At 61.7% G+C, this 20,967-nt stretch carries 18 protein-coding genes and 1 pseudogene; 8 read left to right on the top strand and 11 right to left on the bottom strand.

Annotated elements, in window-relative coordinates; translation table 11 throughout:
- Nucleotides 1-3: 3 nt before the first annotated feature.
- From EB815_RS30900 to EB815_RS30920, 5 genes are all read right to left on the bottom strand, one after another.
- Entirely contained in the window at nt 4-1,743 is a 1,740-nt protein-coding gene (locus tag EB815_RS30900) for a phospholipase D-like domain-containing protein (protein ID WP_065005186.1), read from the bottom strand.
- Nucleotides 1,740-5,171, bottom strand: a complete 3,432-nt coding sequence (locus EB815_RS30905; RefSeq protein WP_432430891.1) for a DEAD/DEAH box helicase — start codon at nt 5,169-5,171, stop codon at nt 1,740-1,742. Before EB815_RS30905 ends, EB815_RS30900 begins: the two co-directional genes overlap by 4 nt.
- 172 nt (nt 5,172-5,343) lie before the next feature.
- Nucleotides 5,344-6,168: a hypothetical protein gene (locus EB815_RS30910; RefSeq protein WP_244277775.1), complete on the bottom strand. Its 825-nt coding sequence runs from the start codon at nt 6,166-6,168 to the stop codon at nt 5,344-5,346.
- Between the two features lie 213 nt (nt 6,169-6,381).
- On the bottom strand, nt 6,382-7,266 hold the full coding sequence (locus EB815_RS30915; protein WP_065005187.1) for a nucleotidyl transferase AbiEii/AbiGii toxin family protein: 885 nt from the start codon (nt 7,264-7,266) through the stop codon (nt 6,382-6,384).
- On the bottom strand, nt 7,263-8,090 hold the full coding sequence (locus tag EB815_RS30920; RefSeq protein WP_064987347.1) for a type IV toxin-antitoxin system AbiEi family antitoxin domain-containing protein: 828 nt from the start codon (nt 8,088-8,090) through the stop codon (nt 7,263-7,265). Before EB815_RS30920 ends, EB815_RS30915 begins: the two co-directional genes overlap by 4 nt.
- Nucleotides 8,091-8,281: 191 nt before the next feature.
- Here EB815_RS30920 and EB815_RS30925 point away from each other — a divergent pair, with 191 nt between their 5' ends.
- From EB815_RS30925 to EB815_RS30940, 4 genes are all read left to right on the top strand, one after another.
- A complete protein-coding gene (locus EB815_RS30925; RefSeq protein ID WP_065005188.1) occupies nt 8,282-9,133 on the top strand; it encodes a DUF4238 domain-containing protein in 852 nt (283 codons plus the stop codon).
- A gap of 177 nt (nt 9,134-9,310) precedes the next feature.
- Nucleotides 9,311-9,844, top strand: coding sequence for a hypothetical protein (locus EB815_RS30930; protein WP_064987345.1), 534 nt, complete (start codon nt 9,311-9,313; stop codon nt 9,842-9,844).
- Nucleotides 9,841-10,629 (top strand): hypothetical protein, encoded by a 789-nt coding sequence (locus EB815_RS30935; RefSeq protein ID WP_065141595.1) that lies wholly within the window; start codon nt 9,841-9,843, stop codon nt 10,627-10,629. Before EB815_RS30930 ends, EB815_RS30935 begins: the two co-directional genes overlap by 4 nt.
- Nucleotides 10,622-11,446, top strand: coding sequence for an integrase (locus tag EB815_RS30940; RefSeq protein ID WP_245303336.1), 825 nt, complete (start codon nt 10,622-10,624; stop codon nt 11,444-11,446). The genes EB815_RS30935 and EB815_RS30940 overlap by 8 nt, the downstream gene beginning before the upstream one ends.
- 222 nt (nt 11,447-11,668) lie before the next feature.
- Here the strand turns inward: EB815_RS30940 and rlxS are convergent, their stop codons facing one another.
- From rlxS to EB815_RS30965, 5 genes are all read right to left on the bottom strand, one after another.
- Nucleotides 11,669-13,639: a relaxase/mobilization nuclease RlxS gene (gene rlxS, locus EB815_RS30945; RefSeq protein WP_065005189.1), complete on the bottom strand. Its 1,971-nt coding sequence runs from the start codon at nt 13,637-13,639 to the stop codon at nt 11,669-11,671.
- 188 nt (nt 13,640-13,827) lie between these two features.
- A complete protein-coding gene (locus EB815_RS30950) occupies nt 13,828-14,511 on the bottom strand; it encodes a lytic transglycosylase domain-containing protein (RefSeq protein ID WP_019856481.1) in 684 nt (227 codons plus the stop codon).
- Complete coding sequence (locus tag EB815_RS30955; protein ID WP_065005190.1) at nt 14,499-15,047, bottom strand: S26 family signal peptidase; 549 nt, start codon at nt 15,045-15,047, stop codon at nt 14,499-14,501. Before EB815_RS30955 ends, EB815_RS30950 begins: the two co-directional genes overlap by 13 nt.
- Entirely contained in the window at nt 15,044-15,313 is a 270-nt protein-coding gene (locus EB815_RS30960) for a helix-turn-helix transcriptional regulator (protein WP_006328932.1), read from the bottom strand. Before EB815_RS30960 ends, EB815_RS30955 begins: the two co-directional genes overlap by 4 nt.
- 163 nt (nt 15,314-15,476) lie before the next feature.
- Nucleotides 15,477-15,800: a DUF736 domain-containing protein gene (locus EB815_RS30965; RefSeq protein WP_019856479.1), complete on the bottom strand. Its 324-nt coding sequence runs from the start codon at nt 15,798-15,800 to the stop codon at nt 15,477-15,479.
- Between the two features lie 524 nt (nt 15,801-16,324).
- On the opposite strand from EB815_RS30965, the gene EB815_RS30970 reads away from it, so the two are divergent.
- The 3 genes and pseudogenes from EB815_RS30970 to EB815_RS30980 all read left to right on the top strand — a co-directional run bounded on the left by EB815_RS30970 (nt 16,325) and on the right by EB815_RS30980 (nt 19,149).
- Nucleotides 16,325-16,642, top strand: a complete 318-nt coding sequence (locus EB815_RS30970) for a hypothetical protein (protein WP_019856478.1) — start codon at nt 16,325-16,327, stop codon at nt 16,640-16,642.
- A gap of 887 nt (nt 16,643-17,529) precedes the next feature.
- Nucleotides 17,530-17,874, top strand: a pseudogene (locus tag EB815_RS30975) (hypothetical protein).
- A 57-nt stretch (nt 17,875-17,931) separates the two neighbouring features.
- Complete coding sequence (locus EB815_RS30980) at nt 17,932-19,149, top strand: MFS transporter (RefSeq protein WP_019856475.1); 1,218 nt, start codon at nt 17,932-17,934, stop codon at nt 19,147-19,149.
- Nucleotides 19,150-19,849: 700 nt separating this feature from the next.
- On the opposite strand, the gene EB815_RS30985 is transcribed toward EB815_RS30980, so the two are convergent.
- The gene (locus tag EB815_RS30985) at nt 19,850-20,755 is read right to left on the bottom strand and encodes a LysR family transcriptional regulator (protein ID WP_065005191.1); all 906 of its coding nucleotides are present in this window, start codon (nt 20,753-20,755) and stop codon (nt 19,850-19,852) included.
- Between EB815_RS30985 and EB815_RS30990 the strand changes: the two genes are divergently transcribed.
- On the top strand, nt 20,754-20,954 hold the full coding sequence (locus EB815_RS30990; protein WP_019856473.1) for a hypothetical protein: 201 nt from the start codon (nt 20,754-20,756) through the stop codon (nt 20,952-20,954). The two genes, EB815_RS30985 and EB815_RS30990, sit on opposite strands and share 2 nt — an antisense overlap.
- The last annotated feature ends 13 nt before the right edge of the window (nt 20,955-20,967 follow it).

The following is a 20,967-nucleotide window of genomic DNA, read 5'->3' on the forward strand; positions in this document are numbered from 1 at the left end:
GCGTCATCTGCATTCGGCTTCGAATCTATCGAGCAACGACGTTGCCAAGTTCGGGCCCTCCAGATAGAGGCCGATTTCATCCAGTGGGTTGTCCTCAAGACCTGACTGCGAGCCCCAGTTCAAACTGCTGACGACAACGTGATCACTGTCCCAGGCCAGGAACTTCGCATGCAGCTGCGGTTCGGGCACACCGATGAGGTCCACTATCCCGTGGAGCCGTTCTCGGTGCTTCGTTACATGGCTGCGCTTCACCGGGCCAGTACGGCGCGAATAGTAGATGCGGACGTCGCTGAGTCGCCGGCCAGCGACCTCGGCGGGATCGAAGAGCGCCGGCACCATGTTCGCACCGACTTTGTTCGTACAGCAGACGAAGCGTTGTTGCGCATCGTGGGCGGCGACGCGCAGCAGGCGTTGGTGGTCGGCGGCATGCAGGATCGTCAATGTTGCGGCGGGTGCCTGTGCGTCTTCGGGGGTCGACAGCATGTTTCGCTGACGCCGCAGTTCGGACGCCATGAACTGTAGTGCTTCCACCGATCGGCTGGCACTGGAAAGTTTGGAGACTATCTCGCGGAGCAGATCCAGCCCCTCCGCCACCGCCTGGGATTCCCTGAGTTCCGCCGAGACTTCGACGGCCGAGAACGGAGAGTGGAGCCAATTGCAAGAGCCCATCAGCACAACTGCTCCATCGTGACCGTCGTCGGCTACGAGGAACTTCGCATGGCTGTCGACAGGATCCCTCTGCACCAGGAGATAGCCCCTTGTCTGCCTCGTGGCGGACAAGCGGAGAAAGAGTTCCTGCATGGCCGTGGCGTGCTTGGCACGATCGAGCGAAGTGCCGAAGAAGAGGTGACATCTGACCCCCCGCCTGCACGCATCCTCTAGTGATCGCACGATGCGTTCGCGGCGATCCCTGCCCTTTTCGTCGGACTGCGAGGCCACGAAAGTGGACAGGACGAATATGTTGGAGGTGGCGGCGCCGACAATCTGCTCGAAACGCTGCAAGTGCTGCTCGGCGCCAACGACAAGCTGGTCGACACCAAATCGGGTCTCGATGGTTGCGGGGCGCTCCGGCGGCGGGGTCGTGGTTTTCGGTAGAACGCCGGTCTTAATCGTCGTCTTGAGGGCTTCGACGAGCTGGTCGCTCGCCCCTTGCGGAAACACGCCGGCGGCCACCTCGTCGAGATCGAGCACGAGAAATTTCGGCTCCAGGAAGGAGCTGTTCGCTTGTACGCCCCGCAGCCATTCGCCTTGCCTGAGCATACCGACCATGAATTCGTTGACGCGCTGCATCATCGAGTAGTGCGTCTCGGGTGGCTCACCATCCGGAAACCTGATGATTGCGCCCGTGGCAGGAAGTTTGGTGACGGCGACCGTGTCAATGTCCCTGGTCCTGAAAACGGATAGTCCGACCTTCTCGTAGACGACGCTGATGCCGATCTCGCGGTCGGTCGAGCGTTCGGGAAGCGCGCGCCCGGTCCGTATGAAGTCATGACCGACACTGCTGGCGGCGAGGACAGGTTGCGGTGACATCCGGACCTCGACGAGGCCGAATTGCATGAGACGGGCGACGGTCGAACCGACCACCTGTCGGGGGATCTTGAGCGTCTGGGAGACATCATTGATCGTGCCCGGGCTTCGATCCAATGACAGCAGAATCATTTCCTCGATCGGGCTCCATCCCCAGGTCCGCTGCACGATGCCGGGTGCCCGATAGTGCCAAGCCGGGATGTAGATGTTGTTCACTGGGATAGCCTCCCCTGTTCATCGACAGGGATAACGCAGGCGCCTTTGCCTACCGACGGAAAGTCGGCCTGGGACAAGCGTGTGATTTCATCGAGCATGATCCGCAGAAAGCTGAGTTCGTCGTTCACCCCGTCGGGGTCGATCCCCTCTACTGCATTACGAATGAACTGCCGGCTGGTTGCGAGAACGAGCTTGTGCTTGGCGCGACTGAGAAAAACGTTCAGGCGCTGAGGGTTCTTGATGAAGCCAAGGGCTCTCGTGCCCACGAGGACGTTGTTGCGCACAAGGCTGGCGACGACGACATCGGCTTCGCCGCCCTGGAAACTGTCGCTGGTGTAAACGAACTTTGCATCGCCTCGCGGGCTGGCGAAGCCGAAGAGGGTGCCCGCGGACACGTCGATCTCAGGCTTGAGCAGTCGTTCGAGGTGATGGACCTGGGCCGTATACGGAGACAGCACCACGAGCGTCGGCACGGGCGCGCCCTCACGTATGACGGGCCGCAGCTTCTTCATGGCGGCCAGCAGCGCTGTCGCCTCAACCTCGTTGCGAATTGAGCGCTTCACCGTTTGCTCGAATGCGCGTCTCTTGACCACGCTCAGCGAGGGCATGTCCAGAATAACGACCGGAGAAGCGGGAAACCCGTCGGCGCACTCAACGGCCGGCTTGCGAGCCTTCACCCGATCGGAGGAAACCAGCAGCCGCTTGTAGAACGTGTTGGAAACCAGCTCGCATATGGCCGGGTGCATACGGCTCTGCTCGCGAAGCGTGTTGGCGATCGTACTGGGGCGCCCGGTGTCCCCAGCCCTGATCTCTTCTCGCGCGGCAATCGATCTGAAGGGCTCTTCGAGCCGAGACGCGATGGCGAGAACGTCGCTGAGCAGAAACTGATCTGCCTTAAGCGTCTCGAGGGCAAACTCCACCTCGCTCGGCAGGTCGGAGATGGCGGCGAGTTTCTCCTTCGCGTCACGCAGGAGTTCGCCGGCCCGGCTTGCATCGTAGAACTTCTGGCGATCCGCCGCGTCGAAGGGAGACAGCTGATTGTGATCGCCGATCATTACCCTGCGGTTCCCCAGCAGCAGGGCGCCGATCAGTTCGGCGCCGTTGGCCCGCGCTGCTTCCTCGATAAAGACCCAGTCGAACTGGTCGCCGTCGGCGATCATCTCCTCAAGAATATGCGACGACGTGGTTGCAAGCGTCACATCTGACGAGCGCAGCATCAGATTGTCGGTGTCACGCAAGGCGCGGTCGGCGATCGACTGCTCAGACGAATCTACAGGTTTGAGCGCCTGGATGATCTGATTGAGCTGGTTCGTCATGATTGCAGCGCTGGCCGGGTCCGGCTTCGAAACGGAGCGCAACAAAGAATGCGAGCTCCGCCTCAGCGTGCTCTCTTTCTCGCTGGAGCGCGATCGCTCGACACGAACGACGATGGTGGAGGTCGCAGGGAGGAACTTTCGAAGCTCGTCCTCCATGTGGACGAGTGTCTCATGATTTTGAGACGAAACAAGGATTCGAGCATCGGGCGTTTGATGAAGGATGCTTTTTACGAGATGTGAGATCAAGAAGGTCTTGCCCACGCCGGGCGGCCCAACGACCACATTGATGGATCTGCCGTCGACGATTGACCCCCATGCCTCGATCTTGGACGTCTCCATGTCGGCGTCGGCGGGTGGCGGGCCGGGTGCCGCGATGTCGCGCAACACCTCATCCATCGCAACCTGCGCCGGATCATCCAAAGCCCTCAGAAGCTCGACATTGGATCTGGCGGCCACAATATTCTGCAGCCGTCGTCGGATGGCCCGTTCGGCGCCAGTGTCCTTGCGAGGCCGGAGAAAAAGCCGTTGCCCGGCTTGAATCGACAGATTGGTTCCGAAAGCGAACGCGGTTTTCCCCTTAATCAGACCGCTGCCTTCGTAGCTGAGTTCAGGCACGCGCTCGCGGCCCATCGCGAGGCGCGCCGATTGTGACAGCGTCCAGTTGGCTTTTCCGTCGTCATACTTCAACTCGCGCCTCAGCGCTTCGGCCGCCGGACGCAACCCCATCGTTTCGCGCTGAGCGTCACGCTCTGCGTCATCGTGGGGCGCCAGCCAGACGACGCTGGCTTCCGCGTTGGCTGGGGCGATGACGTCGACGGGATAGAGTCGAAACTGTTCCCTCAGCAGGGTGAAAGCTTCGAGGAGGATGAGAGCGAACCATATTGGAACGTCCGCCGTCGCGTCGGCGGACCGGACGGGTTCCAGGAGGTCGCGCCACCGCTTGGCGCCTGGTCCGAGGTTTTGAACCCGCTCTTCGGCGCCCGTTCTGTTTCTTGACAGGTGTATTCGATGAACAATTTCGACCGCGCCATGCATCCATTCATTTGGACGACGCTGGTGCGCACCTTCGATCATTCCGACGGAGTCGCTCATGAGGCGAATATTGTAGATCGCGAGATCGGTCATGAGGCGTGCGGTGTCCTGTCCAGCCGGGACGAGGCGGACGCCGGCCGACAGCAGATCATCGGCAACAAACTGCATGATCGCTGCCCCATCGGCCGCGGGTATGGTGCCCGAAGAAAGGGCCGGCAAATCGCTCTGAACCACACCCCGTGAGGGATAGAGAACCAGTTCCCCATCGGAGCTCGAGCCGACCCTGTCGAGTTCGACCACGACGTTTCGCAGCTCGTCGAGAACTACAGCGCCATCGAAAAGCTGAAACTGCGGTGGAGTGGCCAGCCGTTCCAGCATTCGGCGTTCCACGGACAGAAGCGCCGGAGGGTTGTCGCCTTCGAGGCCGAGGAGCGCGCCTGCAACCGCGGCCAGGTCGATCCAGTCCTGCCGGAACGAGATCGTAGCAGAGGCGCGAAGCAGGTGCCCGGAATCTCCGAGATCGCCATCCGAAATGTGGACGCATGCCTCGACACCACCGAGGCGATAATCGGCACTGTCGTCTCGGTGTGAAAATATCGAATGCATGCTGACGCCGCCGTGCACGATGCCGGCGTCGTGACACAGCGCGAGCGCTTCTGCGACGCGGACCATATTCCGCCAGAAGGCCCCACGACTTGCGCTCGTCAGATAGCGCCCCTCCTTTGCCCTCCGGCGCTGTGATGCTCCGGAAATCGGACTGCCGGGGTCGACCATGACGATGGCGAGCTCGTGTTGGTCTTCCGCAACTTCGAGAACCTCAACCAGCACGTCTCGAGCACGACGAGAAGAAAGTACCCGTCGAATCCGTCTCAACCCACGGGCGACAATTGCCCGCAGATCATCGTCGAGCGCCGTGCCCGTCTTCTTGAACAAGCGCAGTAGGTACGCCTCGCCGTCCGCAGTGCCGACAGCAGTGCGCAGGTGAGAATCCCATCCTCCCGTCAACCGAGCAAACGAGTCTTCTGCGAATTTGAAACGTGACTCTAGCGGCGGATTACTCTTCTTGTTGACTGCAGCCATATGGTTTGCCCCCTGAATACTTCTGCCTAGCAGATTCGAGGCCGCCCTGCTTTTTGCGATGGCAACAAACTGCGATTAAACCAAAATGCGGGTGTTAAGCTCCGCGTAGGGCGTCTGGGCCTCGATCCCGGGTCGAGTGGCATAGAGGCGAGCAACGCCGTCCGGGAAAGAATCAACCTCGGGCTCGAAGAGGTGGGGCATGATGTCGGTCAGCCGCGGCAACTCGGAAATGTGATGCCTCTGCAAGTAGCTGACCGCCCCTTCGCGCGCCGGGCCGGAAGGCCCATGTAGCGGTTCCAGAGTTGGCGAAACGCGTTTCCTCGACAATATTTTTGATCCAAAGCCACGGCGCAATGCGCTCGGTTCGATGGTTCGAAATGCGCCACATCGGCAGATAGTCGCGCGAGAACGGGACTTCCGATCCATCGCTCAGCTTCCAGATCCCGTAGGGCAACCAGATCCGTGATGGCACGAAGTCCGGGAGTGGGGAGCGCGGTGTTGCCACCTCGAAGTCGGCCCGCTCACCAAATCCCGTGTCGAAAAGCAGGTATGTTGGACGGCCGGGATAGCGAAGGTAGGCCGGGGTCTTGGAACCATAGGCCTTGTCCCTCACGATGGTTCCGGGCTTGCCACGACCAGGCGGGCCGAACACACGCTGCCTCCAGAGGGAGGTACGAAGGACCATGTGCTCGTCGATCGACCATGGGGCTGCTCGCAGCAACCGCGCTCTCGATACCGCATGTTGCACCTCGGCTTCCGGGAGGGCGAGGGTGTCAGCCAGCTCGAGAATGATGCGCAAGACATCTTCGAGACTGATGCGTTCCGTTGCCGCGGGACTGTTGGGCTGGATATAGATCGAGAGCTCATGCCAGTCCCGGTAGCCGAGCGCCCTGGCGAGTGCCTCATGTACGGTCGCCAAATTGAGTTCGGCCGCGGCGCGTGCCAGATATTTTGCGGCCTGTTTCGGCCGAACGAGATCGGAAAAGTAGATACGCATGGAACCGCTCCGGCGGTGCTTGCAGCGGCGTGTCCACTTGGCCCGCGCACCTTGGAGAGAGGTTCAGACGGGGTCATCAAATCATTCCTGCCCGTGGGCTTCGCCAACGTGGACGGCATGGCCGGATCAGCCACGGCCCAGCATAGGCGATTCGAGCCGATGGGCAATCCGGATAGCGGCAGCAATCGTACGGATCACGCTCTACGGAGGACGCTATGGGACGTTCGGAATTGACTGCCCGATTAGCCCGTACCGCTCCTTCATCTCTTCGGTTCGAACCCAGGTGTCGCCGGCGATTTTTGCAATCAGTTCTTCGAATGCGCGCTCGAACGCCTCCTTGGCGGCATCGTCCGACAAAGCCTCCGCCTGCGCCGCCGACAGCAATGGCCGCATATCCGTCAGCAGCCGCGGATTTGCCAGTTTGGCGAACATCCGTTCCTCGGCCTGAGCCCGGGATATCGCTTGGCCGGCAAACTGAAGATAGAGGCCGAACATTTCGGTGATCCGATCAACGTTAAGTCCGGCGAACACATCCAGGGCATGGGAGAGATCATAGAGGTCACGTCCCTTGTCGCGTTGCAGGAGAGCCCGCAGCTTCGTGGCCAGCATTTCCTCACGAGAGAAGGTAGGAATCGCGGCCCCGCCGGCAAACCAAGGGTTGTCCATCTGAAACGGTATCGCTTGGGGCGGATCGTAGGCTTCGATTTCGCGCGTGTTGATTTCGACCTTGAGGCGAATTGGCACGCCGCTTCCGTCTTCGCCTTCCACTCGGAAACGAAATTTGGGCGCAACTGGGCTTTGATCGAATTGTGCGCGGCCGAGCCACGGCTCGAGAACCACACGCAGTTGATCCAGAATCGGCCCTATCGGACCAGAGGTCGTTCGGACGAGATCTATGTCCTCCGAATAGCGCAACGGTTCGGGGAAGTGCAGCTTGTTCAGCGCCGTGCCGCCGCGAAAACGCAGTTCAGCGGACAGGAGATCGTCATTGAAGATGTCGATGAGCGCGCGGCTGATGATGAGGTCCTGCTCGACCTGACGCTGATCGGCCCACGGAACGACGTTACCCCAGGCGACAATGTTCTGAGCGGGAATCATTCATCGACCTCCGGCGTGCGGCGCACGACCACACGCCAACGATCGTCGTGCTCCTGCGGCGCTGGCGTGAAATCCGGATCGCGCGTTTCATCGCGATCGAGCTCCGTCCACGGCGTGGCGCCGCGCGCCGTCAGCGCAGCGTACATCGGATTGGCGCGATCCGCATGGCCCAGTCGTTCCAGCAAGTGGCCGAGACGCTGGACGACGGGCCGCTCGGCAGCGTCGGACAGCGCGGCGAGTTGGGACGGATCGATCTTTTCGGCAAGGTCCGTGAGCACTGTCGCGACGTTGTCGATCCCGCCCGCAGCCTGTGGGTAGCGCAGGAGGTCGAGCGCCGTGAGGGCGGGTGAGGATATTTTCATTCTGCCTGTATCCGTCTTGCGATCTTCGATGCCCGACACCACTGCTGCGATGTCTTTGCGGTAATAGAAGACGATCAGATTGCGGCCGGCCTTGATCTTCGGCATGCGTTTTGGGGTGACGATCTGGAATTCCATCACGGCTTGGTGCGTGGCTCCATGAAGTTCCGCCGCCTTCAGCAAGCCGACATAATAGAGCTGCTGTTCGTGGCGCATCAGGGCATCGATGTACCATGGGGGCGGCGGCGCACCCCAGGAGGCGAACTGCGGGGGCACCGCGACATAGAACCCCTGCCGAGGCCTGATCAGCGCCTTGCGTCGCTGAAGGCGCTCGGCCGCATCGAGAAGCGCACCACGTCCGACGCCAAGCGCCCGTTCCGCCTGTTCGCTCGTAAAGACCACTTGTCCTGCGGAAAGCAGGCTTGCGATATGAGCTGACAGGGCAGAGCGTTGATCGTGAACCATGCCTGATTATCCGCTCTTAGCGCGGATATTTCAATATGATTAGACAGATTCGCACAAATCGTTCTCGTGTTTCCGTGTCACGAGCGGTTTTTCAAACATGATTTGTGAAAAGGTGGCTATCTTGCCGACCGTCGTTCCAGGCCAACATCGACCGCCTTGGTCGCCATGCAAGTGCAGCTTATCGTCAATTTATGTCGAAACCATCCAAGCCTTCCAGAAAGCACCATTACGTAACTCAGGCGCAACTCCGTCACTTTGCGCGCGACGAGGGCCGGACCCAGATCCACGTCTTCGACAAGACGACCGGCAAGAGCTTCACGTCATCGATCATGGACGCGGGTTCGGAAAACGACTTCAACACAATCACCGGGGATGGCGGACGGCTCAATTTCGAAGCGATGTACGACGCGGTTGATGATGCCGGAGCAGCTATTGTCGCCCAGATCGCGGAGCACCGTTCTTTGTCATGGATGGGCGAGCAGCAGGTATTGGCGCTGGCGGACCTTCGAACGGTCCAGATGCTACGAACAAAATTGGCCCGTGAAACGCCCGGCGTCCTCATCGAAGAAATGCGGGACTTGCTGGACAAACTCGGAGCCGATTTGAACGACCCGCACCTGGCACCGCCGACTGACGCCGATGCCAAGCGCGGCTCGATCGAGGCATTCGTCAAGCGCACCAACCATCGAAATTCGTTTCTCCGGTTGATGCCGGGCCTGGTTGAACCAGCGGGCTCGGCGCGCTTCTTGATCTCTGACCACCCGGTCGTGTTCACCAATCCCTTTCCCTATGGGGATCATGGGATACAGGCGCAGGGTATCCTCGTGCATCTGCCGTTGAGCCCGACACTACTCTTGACCTGGCATTGGCTCGACTATGTCGAGCTATACGATGGGCAGCGGCAGCGTAGGCATCTCGGCCAGGTGAAGCTTGAGTTGCTTGCCAATCGCGGGCCTGGCTGGTTCAGGGCGGTGCATTTCGATGACTCGCTGCGGGCCCTCGACCGGCACATCAGCGAAACGAGTGGCAAGAAATTGAGTTGAGGAGCGACCCGACGCTAGAACCTACCGGGGAGAATTTCTGCATGACGTCGAACGTCGTCCCTTGGCTAGAACAATTCATGGGGACCGCATAGAAAGTTGGTGCGCCGACGACAGTCGGTGTGCCCGCCGGAATAAATTCGTACCTGCGGGATCAATCTGCTTGGGGGGCATAAAGTTGTGGCGATCCTTGATCCGCGCGTGCTCGAATTGATTGAGACTTTGGTGGCAGCCCGGCTGGACTGGTTGGCCTTCGAGTTGATCGAAGGAATTCGGCTCGGCCGTTTGCCCGATGAACCCGAAGAAGCGCTCGCGGCGGCGCGCCAGTCCGTCCGCAGCAATGCCCAACCCAAAGCCCGCGGCGAGCCGCACGTTCTGCTTGAGGAGCCGAAGCCGATCCCAGCGGACGAGCAGGTAGAATGGGCGGCGGCCTATGTCGAAGAGCGGCTCGACGCGGCGCTCGAACAGCTGCAGGCGTCGTTGGAAACGCTCGACTTCATCGTCGAGGCGACCATCGAGCGGCAGGACCCTCAAGACGTACCGACACAGGCATCCGGCAAGACCGATCAGGACGTGACATTGGTACTGCTGGACCTCGAGGGCGAGCGGAAAAGCAGCCGTGACGATGTTGCAGGCGCCCGCGACAACTTTTCCACCCTGCATGCTGCGCTGGCGGAGTGGACCACGCGCGCCCGCGGCCAGGCGACGACATGATCCCAGCCGTCCAGACCGCGCTCAACACGATCGTAGGCCGCGTCACTACGCTCGACCACGCCTCCGGCGCCGGGCGGATCTTCGAGCTATTCGTAATGACCAGCCTCGCGCGCGGCTTACGAGACGCGGGCTTCAGCGTCTGGCTCCAGCGATCCGACGGGACGATCATCCACCCCGGTGATGCCGATCGGCGTTTCATTCAACGCGGCGGTGCGCCCACCGGCGTCTCCGCGGCATCGGCGGGGCCAAGCAATGCCACTGTGATCGGCTTTCGCTGGGGCCGCCGAAGGAAGTGGGAAATCTGGAACGGCATTCAATTCGCAGGTCGGAGCGCCGCGACACACGAGATCGACATCTCGATTGTGCCCGGCAGTGTCGGGACCGAGATCCGTAAGGCCGGCGGCATTCCGGTAGGTCGTCCGCGCGTAGCCATTGAATGCAAGGATGTCGGCACCTCCGGCAGCGTCGACGAGATGCGGGCCTTCATCGCGCGGCTCTATGATGTCACGCTGCTCCACGCGCATCATCGCCACATGCACTTTCCCGACGCGCGGGCACTGCATCCCGGCAGCCCGAACGAGCCGAAGCACAGGGCAATCGTAACCTATTGGCAGGAAAACCGGCGCACCAAGAACATCATCGCACGCCGCACGGGGTTCACCGCGGGGACCGCACCGCTCGGCGAGTATCATCGCGTCGAACCGCACCGCGATATCAGCGTCGGAAGCAGCACAGTCGATGAGCTGGTCTCGTCGGTCGTCAATTGGGCGGGCCGCAATGCCTGAACCGGACGAATTCACGCAGAAGCAATCTGCAGAGGCAATTCAGCTCTACACCGCCTATCGGCACGAACTAGACCTCAGCGAGATCTGCGGTCGTTTCATGCCCTATCGCTGGTGGACGCTGCCCGATCCGCTCGGCGGGTTTTGGATGCCCTATTCCAGCATGCTGTCTGACTACGCCGCGGAGCTCGCGAACATCATCAACGACCTGACGCATGACGTGCATCGGCTGCGCGCATGGGCGCGCGTCGCGGCCGCACTCTCCGATAAAGAGAAGCTCGCAGTCTCACATGAGTTCATAAACACGCTGGGGACGGTCGCTCTCGGGAGGCCTTATGCGACCAAGTCGCGCTTCGCCTTCGCGGCGGGACATCTGTGCCACCAAGCCAATAGGACAAAAGATCTGCAAGGGTGGCGTGACGAGTTCCCGAATGAGCGAGCGCTCTATCTGGACGATATAGACCCGATTTGCAGGAGGTGGCGACGATTCCGGTCGTTCAAGCGCCGCGTCGAGCCTATCGCCGGCGGCGCGTTCAAGCAGGCCACCGGGGACTTCCGTAACGCCTACAATCATCGTTTCTCGAGCCGGTTTCTCATCGGTATGAGCGCGATGGTCACGCGTATCGTCGGCGAAGACGGGCGCATCTGCTACGGTATTGGCGGCAGCGAGCCGCTCAATCTCGATGAGGTTGCCAATTTGCTCGCCATCGAGCGGGACCACTGCTATCGCGCTTTTGAAGCTTTTCAGACGCTAGTCGCGGAGCACTGCGCGGCGATCACGGCGTTCGATCTCGGCAGCGAAGGAACACCTCTGTTTTGAACCGTAATTCCCCTTTTGTCCCAGAACACTCAGTAGCGCTGCTTCATGTAGCCCGGAATCACGAACCTCTGCACATACGGCTGCGACCTTGAGCGGTTCATAGCATCCCAATACATGGCGACGGCCACCGGCTCAGTGATCCGGGGCGCCTAAGCGATGTTTCCGCCGCCTAAGCAGACCCGCGGATCTCTTCGTTGCCGCCGGGCGGCGATGTGCGCGCCACTACGAAACGCTATGTCCGCTCCTCTGCCGTCCGAGGGTCCATGAGATAGCCTCCCCGCGCGCCACACCGGAAACCTCCTTTCCGATGTACCGATCAAGCACCGGCCTCCATGGCACGAGCGTGAACTCGCGCGACTTCTCGATCACGGCATGTTTGCCGCTGGCAAGCTCGACCGATCGGCGCAGTGTGCCTTCTATTCGTTCTCCAGGCTGCGCTTCGGCATACGAGAGACCGAGCTGATCCGACAGCTGGCCGGCGACACGGTTCAGCTCGCGCTGGCGCAGGATCGAAATCATGTTGGCACGATAGACGACCCGGTCCTGTTCTTCGTGCGCGAGGCCTTGCGCGATCAGCCACTGCCGCCGACGGGCATGCGCCTCCCGCACCTCATGCCCGAAGCCTGAGTTGCGCAACGGCTCCGGTCTCTCGGCAACCAGGTTCCGGTCGAGCCAGGTGGCGCCTTCGAAGCTGACTTGGCGTTCCAGCGGCATTGAAGAGAGCTTCTCGACGATCACAGGCTCGACCCTGGCCCGCAGGCGCTCGTATTCCGCGACACGATCGAGATGATCCGGCGCGATGATCCAGGTGCCGTTCGGCTCGCGCTCCACGCCGCCGGTGGAGCGCCGGATCGCCTCCAGCCGGCGGATATGCGTCTCGGCAAAGCTTTCGGTGGCGAACGCATCATGCTTGAGGTGCATATCGACGGTGTAACGGCCGCCGTGTGCGGCAGCGATGTCGGCGATTGTACGGTCGACTTGCCTGGGCTTGGTATCCCTCGATGTGACACGCACGATGCAGCCGTCGGGCGTCGGTTCTGTCAACTCGCCTCTGCCGATGTCTATCCAATGGCTTTTGCCGTCAACGCCGTCGACGATGAGGTAATGCCGATCGTTGATTTCGTCGAAGAGCCCGCGCGCGACGAGGCGGCCGACGACCGGTGGGGAGGGCTCTTCACGTCGATCGTGGACAAGGTAATCGGCGGCACTGCGAGCGAGCCCCTTGCCAGTCAGCTCGCGGTGCATGGTCTTGATGATGTCGCCGCGTTCGCCGGTGCGGCGCAGCGTGGCTTCCAGCTCATCATCCAGGCGCCAGCGGACCGGGTCGACTTCCTCGGCTAAGCCCATCCGCTCGAGCTTGCGCAGACGGCCTTGATGCAGCGTCTGGCGAAAGGCGTCGCGGCCGTGCGTAGAAACAAGTCGGTCCTCATCGCGCATGCGCAGCAGCTGCCGGTCGATGCTGGTGAAGCGTTCCTGCTCCATTTCCTGGCGCAAGCGCTGTTCAATCTCGCGGTCGGTGCGGGGACCGAGGTCGAGGCTCACCAGCTCGGCCGCCCGCTCGCGGATGCCGCTCGAAATATACTCCCGCGCGATGACGAGGTTTTCGCCGCGATCATCCTTGCCGCGGACAATGATATGGGTGTGCGGATGGCCGGTGTTGAAATGGTCGACGGCAACCCAGTCGAGCCTGGTGCCGAGATCCTCCTCCATCTGCGCCATGAGCCGCCGCGTCAGCGGCTTGAGGTCGTCATACTCAATGCCGTCTTCCGGTGCGACGATAAAGCGGAATTGATGCCGGTCGCTATCCGCGCGATCGACGAAGGCCTTACTGTCGATGCGATCACTGCCGGGGCCATAGAGATTGCCGGGTTCGCCTTCCCTGGTGACGCCATCGCGCTGGATGTAGCGCAGATGCGCACGCGCTCCGTCCGCACCCTTGCCGGCCAGCTTCACAATCCGCGCCTTGACCATCACCCGCCGCTGCCGGAAGGCGGCATACCGGTCGCGTGACTTGAGCAGCGCGGCCGCCGCCGCGCCGCGGCCTGTCCGGCTCCCCGTGAAGCGACCGCCGCGCTGGAGGCGGCCGCCGGCTCGGTTGATCGCTGCCTTGACCTGGCCGGCATAGCGCTTGCCTGCTTTCGATCCGCGCGAGCCGATCTTGCCGAGCTTCGGCCTGAACTCATCGTCCTGCATACCAGCCTCCGGGCAAATTCAAGCGAAACCTGCGTCTCGCTGGCCCACCCTCCTGGCGCCGCCGGCAGCCTCCGGCAAAAACGATGTGCAGACAAACGCTTCGCCGCCTCATGGAGGCGGTGCCTTTATCTTGCCTTAGGCATCCGGCCTTTTGTGCCCTTGGCCCCTCTCGGATGCCCTCAACATCGCTAGCCATTTGGCTTCTTTGGCCGCGCGAGATCCCTGCCGAGCGGCACGAACAGATCGCCATTCCTTTCCCCGGCGCGAACGCCCTCGCGACGGAAGAACAAAGAGCGCCCGCAGAGAGCGTTCCGCCCCTTTGAAGTCGCGGATTGGCCTTTGAATTCATTCATGTCGGCCGCCGAAATCCCCGTCGCCTCAAGCTGTTTCAGATAGGCAACGGTCTCTTTCGGCAGCGGCCTTCGAAGCTTCAAATGGCCTTCATAGCGCTCGGGTCCAGCGTTGTAGGCGGCAAACAGGCCCGGGAATCCGAAACGCTCATACATGGCGCTGAGATAGGCGGTTCCGGCCAAGATGTTGTCGCGCGGATCGTGCGGGTCGGCTCCCAGACCGTGCTCGACGCGCATCTCCTGATAGGTGCCGGGCATCACCTGCATAAGACCCATGGCGCCGGCGCGGGAGGTGATGGGGCGGCCATCGAGGACGGTCTTGCCGCGGCTTTCGGCCTCGATGACGGCGCAAATCCAGGCCTGGGGAATGTGGAAGCGCGCGCTTGCTTCCGATACGAAGGGCCGCCATCGTTGCAGCTGCGGACTTCGGGAGATGACGGCTGGCTCAGCGCCGGTCGAGGAGGAACAGGCGCATGGCGCGAGGGCGATCATGCCGAGCATCAGGAGGGTCACTCGGTCCATAGCGGCACCAGCCTCCCGATGATGTTTTCGGCCGGCACCGGCCCGAAATAGCGACTGTCGAAGGAGTGATTTTTTGCGTTGCCGAGCAGGAAAACCTCGTCATGGGCGAGCGCTCGGCAGCCGTTCCACCAGGGCAGCGGACGGCCTTGCGTGTCGATTTTTAGCCGACGGGCGACGATCTCGTCGCCGATGATGATGGCATTCGTGAAGGCGCAGACATGCTCGTCCGGCAGCGCGGCGAGACGCTTCACCAGCGGTATATTGCGAGGCAGATAACCGCGTTGGTCGGCGAGATAGGCAACGAAGCCAGGCGGGCGGGCGAGCACAAGATCGCCGCGCGCAGGCGTGGCAGACCCAACGCGATAGAGACCGACCGGCGCGCTAGCCGAGGCGTTCCAGACCAGCAAGGGAGACGGCTTTGGGAGCGCCGTGAAGCCTGTCAGGCTCAGGCCAATGGCAGCGATGACGATTGCCTTGCGCGCCTGAACGTGCCGCAAACGGCTGCCGATCAGATGGATGGAAGGCCGCTGGCTCATGAGCGGGCTCCCTCGTCGGCTGAGCCGGACCCGCCCTTGTCATCGTCGGAGCCGGGTTCTGGCGGGCGGCCTTTCGACCAGTCGTCGAGTTCGTCGATGTGGTAGCGGACATAGCGGCCGTGCTTGCGGTATTTCGGGCCGCCGCCGGTCAGCCGCATCTTTTCCAGGGTGCGCTGTGACAGGCCGATATAGAAGGCAGCCTGCGCGGTATTCAGAAACGGACTGCCCTTCTTGGCGCGGGCCGCGCGGTCGTTTTCGTCGTCCATGATGGTCCTCGTTTCGCTTCGGACAAGCGACCGCGAGGATCGGCGAACGAAGTCGTCGTGGGGACGGGCGAAGAGTCGGGTGGGAGTTTTCGCCACCCCTTCGGGCGAGCGTCGGCGGGAAACCCCCGCGCCGAATTGCGGCGCGAGGGCTTGAGCCGGCCGGTCAGTCGGCCGGGTTCCAAATGACGGCGTAGGTGTCGTGATCATCTTGGCCGGCGGCGCGGCCGAGATTGGCGTAGAGCTTGCGCGGACCGAACTCCGGTGCGGCGATGGACAAGCTCACATAGTCGTTGCCGGAAGTCTCCCCGGTTCGGATCCAGCCCGCGCCGACCTCGACCCCCTGCGTCAGCACCCGGAAGTCGGGATGGTTGTCGGCGGACTTGCTCCGATTGGGCACGATGTCGATGTCGGCGCGGACGCTGAGCGTCCTGAGCTGGCCTTTGTAGCTGCCGTTTTCCTGCTTGTTGACGTAACCGATCGCGGTCATTTTCCTGTCTCCTTTTGCTGTCGCCGGGGACCATTCCCCTGCGATGGCGGACCGTGATGGGCGCGTCCGGACCGCCCGAACCCGGCAGGGCCGCAGCGGCAGCGAAGGACCCGAGCGGGCAGCTTTTTTGAAGCGAAGCGGCGCGAGGAAGCCGCGTCACGCGGCGGGGAAAAAAGCTGGTGGCGAAGGTTTCGGGCGGGCTGGAACCGCCCATAGGTCAATGAGCCAGCCGCAGGGGAATGGTCCTCAAGACGCGTGGAGACAGGGCGCGTGATCGAGTGAGCACAACAAGCGATCGGAACAACGTGCAGCGGGTTCCGAACACTCAACACCGTGCCGGGATCGATTAATGTGCCCGTGCACCGGGAGCCCCAGCAGGCATCTCGGCGTGGCAATCGCGCGCTGGCAAGGGCGAGCTTTGGCGGCCGGATTTAGAGCCGGATGCGGGGTCCAAGGGGGCGGAACGTGCAGCCAACGCGCCCCGGATAGGCGCAAACCCGCGGCTATCGACGAACCGTCTCGGCATGTCGGACTCATTCGGAGGTAAACAGCGGCCGGGCGTCGGCCCATTATCGGCGGTGCGGAAGCCGCAGCGTTTCGTGTGGTTTTCGGCCGGGAATTCTCCGGCGCGGCAGCCAGTTGTCGCTTTTCTCGCGACCGTTCTCGCCCGACAGGAAGTCGCAGATGATCTTCTGCTGGTCTTGACCTTCTCGGCGATGGGCGTCCGCGATATGTTTGCCGGCGACATCGGCGAGTATGGAATTAGCAATTCCTTGTCGCGCAAGAGATCGAAGAGGATATCGTCTGGCTTCCACCATGCGCCCATATCGACATTCGGATGATTGCCGACCGCTTCGACCACGGCGCTGCCGGCCTCAAGCGTCTGCCATCCGCCAAGGTCAGCGTCGTTCGTAGCGGCGCGGCGGGCACAGCTGAGCCCGCATCCGAAGTCGACGAGGAAGGGTATTGCTCCACCGGTTCCCGAAGATGGCCACCGTACCGGCAGGCCGGCCGTGGCGATCTTTTGGTCGCGCGTGCGACATTCTTGTCCGCCTACGGACACAACAATGTTTTCGGATAGGCGCACGAGGGAGCAAATCAAGGAATCTCAATCATGCAAACCCCGTGACGCCCAGCCGAACTCAATCCTTGCCGCGTGGAGACCGGCGCGATCCGTGCTGAAGAGCTAGAAGGTGTCGAAGACCTTCCTCGACGCAGCAATCCTGCGCACGCAATTACACGCTATAGACAAAGCCTTACGTGCTCGATGCGGTGCCGGCCGGCATGCGGCAATGCATCGGCTCGGCCCGTCCGGAACGGTTTCGTCTTCTGATCACTCCGACAGTACAGCACCTTTGCTCGATCCGGGTGCCTAAGCGATTTGCGGCGCACTCGGACTCGGTCCAGGCACGGCGCCCCTGCTCAAGCCGACAGGGATTCGGCAAAAGATAGTCCGGATCGGTGCCTTCAAGTGAAATGGCATAACGCTTGCTGTTATCCGTTAGAGCCCATCAAGGCACGTAGAAAGCTATAAACTGACCCATGGCAAAACCGCGAAGTTCCATGCAAGCGCCCAGGGAGCACGTTTGCGCCGAACGTCCCCTCCAGACGTCCCTGCTCCGGGTTTGCGATGGGTGGTTCGAGACTGACGGACCAAGGCGTGGTGCTCGCCCAATTGTCGCTTATCCGCCTGCGCCAGGAGCATGCCTTTTTGGAACACAGCGTCGAAGTGCGGCCTCTCGGTCTCAAAACTGTCGCCGACGCGATCAAAGTGCCTCAGTCAACGGTAAGCCGGGTAAAGTCGAACACATACATGCTGACCCCGCGCGGCGTGTTCGAACCGAATTATTTTTTCAACGTCGCGAGCGCCTCCTCCCAAGGTGGCGACTCGCACCCGGTCGAAGCTTGGGCGATGATCGCCGAGAATCGCAGATGACGTGCTTTCCGACGATGACATCGTCGTCCGGCTCAAGGAAACGGCCACAATATTGCGCACCGCACCGTCAAATATCGCGAAGCGATGAACATCCCCTCCTCCTTGCAGCGCCGCGGGGAAAGGCGCTTCTGGCGATAATGCGGGTCAACGCAGCTAGCCCGATGTTGCAGCGCATCCAGACTGGAGACCCTGTTCATGACCGAATCTGCGACAGCCTTCATGGACGGAGTTCTGCATGACCCAGAACAGCCAGATCAACGGTCTGGTCCCGCATGGGGTGCGGTTATTGCGCTTGCGTTAGGCACCTTCGGGCTTGTGACGGCAGAGTTTCTACCTGCCAGCGTGCTGACGCCGCTCGCGCATGATCTCGGCATCACCGAGGGTGCAGCTGGACAGGCGCTGACAATGACCGCCATTGTCGGGGCGATCTCGGCGCCGACGATGGCCATCATCACAAAGCGCCTGGACCGCAGGATTGTCATGTGGGCGATGACGCTGCTGCTCATCCTGTCGAATGTTCTGTCGGCCGTTGCGGGGTCGCTGTCGTTTCTCCTGGCGGCCCGCGTCGTGCTCGGCATAGCGCTCGGAGGCTTCTGGTCGATTTCGGCAGCGCTGGCGATGCGGCTCGTTCCAAGTCACCTCCTGCGGCGGGCCATGTCGATCATCCTCACCGGCGTCACCGTCGCTACCGTTTGCGCGGCTCCAATCGGCGCCTATGTCGGCGACATTTGGGGATGGCGAACCGCCTTCATGATCGCTGCAGTCGTCGGCGCCGTTACACTGCTAGTGCAACTCATGACCATTCCGAGGCTGCCTCCGATCGGAGTGGCCAGCTTCCGCAGTCTGCTGGATGTGGCCAAGAATCCGATGATCAAAGTCGCGATTTTGGTCGTCCTGCTGGTCGCCTCCGGGCACTTCGCCGGCTTCACCTATATCCGCGCCTTCCTCGAGAAGTTTCCCGCGCTCAATATCGAGACGATCTCGCTCCTGTTGCTCGCCTTTGGCATCTGCGGCTTCTTCGGCAATTTGGCAGGCGGATTCCTAGCCGAGCACAGCCTCAAGGCAGTGGCGGCCCTGCCGCCCCTGCTCATAGCGATGGCCGCTGTCTCGCTGCTGATGCTGGGGGCATCGGCCTGGTCCACGGCGATTGCGGTTGCCGTATGGGGCTTTGCCTTCGGCGCGGTGCCGGTGGGACTGCAGACATGGATGGTGCTGCACGCCGCTCCCGGGCAGGCCGAAAGCGCCGGTGGGCTGATGGCCGCAACGTTCCAAGTGGCCATCGCAGCCGGCGCGATTATCGGCGGACTGCTGGTGGACAATGCCGGCGTTGCCAGTGCCTTTGCCTATAGCGCCGTCGCCTCGTTCCTCGCCGCCCTGACGGCGTTCTTGCTCGGCCCGAAGCGCGAACCCTAGACCGGCTGACAGAGCGGCCCTCAGTGCACGCTGAAAAAGATGCAATCGCATCAGCAGCGCGCTGCGATCCTGCGGACGATTTTGGTCGGTTGCAGGCTTCGTCTCTGTGCGATCGGATGTTGTTGTCCAGGTGGATTCGCTCGGCGGCGGCGTTTCGACCGATGGTGCCGACGAGAGAAGCTAATAGTGCCGGACCGAAGCGCACCGCCTCGCCGTCGACCGCTTTGGCACGGCGACAATGTCGCTGTAGTGTGGGTAACCACCTGCATTTGAAAGATCCTCCAACAGGCGAGAACACGCTACGTGGGCCACAACGGCCGCTTGCTAACCGTCAGAGCGTGCGGTCTATGCTCTCACGCTCAGATCTCGAACTGTGATCGGGAGGCAGACGGGCCGATCCTTTTCGGCATTCTCTCGCCCCTCGTCACGCGGCCAGCGCCAGGCCAGCGAGACGATCGAACGCTCGGAAAAGCGGTCAGTCATTCTTTCCGGCCTCGTATTCGGCCGACTGGCGGTCAAGCTCAGTCACAAGGACATTGGCCAGCAACGTCGGCGTCTCGCGGCGGCGTAGGCGCGGCGTGGGTCATCCCGGGCTATCAGCCGCTCGAAGATCTCGGCCGAAACGACGACAACCGACGCGCGGCCATGCTTGGGGAGGGTGAGCGGGACGCGCTGCGCCTCGTCATGGTAGCCCGCGACTTCACATGCGGGATGCCTCCTGCAACATTATCTGCCGCATCCAGATGCTTGCCGGATCACTGTTGTGAAGGGCGGGCCATTGGACGGCCTCGGTGAACGTGGGTAGTGGCTGCGGAAGTTCGATGATCCGCAGGGGGAAGGTTTTTTTGAAATGCTGAACCAGCCGTAAGGGCATCGTCGCAATACGAGCTGTGCCTGAGACCATCGGCGGGATCATGCTAAAGGCCTGGACGATGATCTCGACACGTCTCTTGAGACCATGCTCAAGCAAAAACCGTTCCTCGATGGATGGCATCTGCGCGCGGCCGACCCTGAACGCAATGTGCTTCATCGACACGTATCTCTCGAATGTAAGCTGCCGTGGCAGTTGCTTGTTCGTGGGGCAGCCGACGCACACGAATGTCTCGTCGAACAGCGCCGCTCTTGGATGCGCGCTCGACATGAACAATTCCGGAAGGATCAGAAAATCGACGTCACCGCGCCGGAGGAGGTCATCGGGGTCGTCGTCGAGCGGCCGCAATTCGAAGCTGACGGCGGGTGCTTCGCGTGCAACACGCTCCACGACCTTTTCAAAAAACACGAGTGTGGCGAAATCGGAAAGAATGATTCTGAAGCGGCGATCGGATTGAGCCGGATTAAACGGATCCCAAGAAATAATCGAGCACTGGATATGCAGGAGTGCGCCGCGAACTGCGGGAGCAAGTGTTTCCGCGCGCGGTGTCAGAACACGTTCACGGCCGCTCATCGTAAACAGTTCATCGTTGAAATAGTTGCGCAGCCGGGCGACGGCCGCACTCATGGCTGGCTGACTTAGGTTGATGCTGCTTGCCGCCGCCGTGAGGTTGCGCTCGGTCAGCAGTGCGTCGAGCACGACGAGAAGGTTCAGATCAAGGCCTTTGAAACGCATGCCTCATCTGTCCGTAACGGGGTTGCTTGTCATCGCGACCATTGTGGGCACTCGCTTACGGTCCCCCGCAGAGGCGTTGTATCTCGACCTGCCGCGCACGAGCGTGGAGGACGTACTCGTCGTAGTTGAGGGGATTGCGCGGCCGATGAGCGAATGGCCGACCGGTACAACAGTCGATCGGATAGGTCCGGAGCTATGAAACATGTTGATTG

Origin of the sequence: Mesorhizobium loti, from assembly GCF_013170705.1 — a bacterium.
Taxonomy (GTDB): Bacteria; Pseudomonadota; Alphaproteobacteria; order Rhizobiales; family Rhizobiaceae; genus Mesorhizobium; species Mesorhizobium loti_D.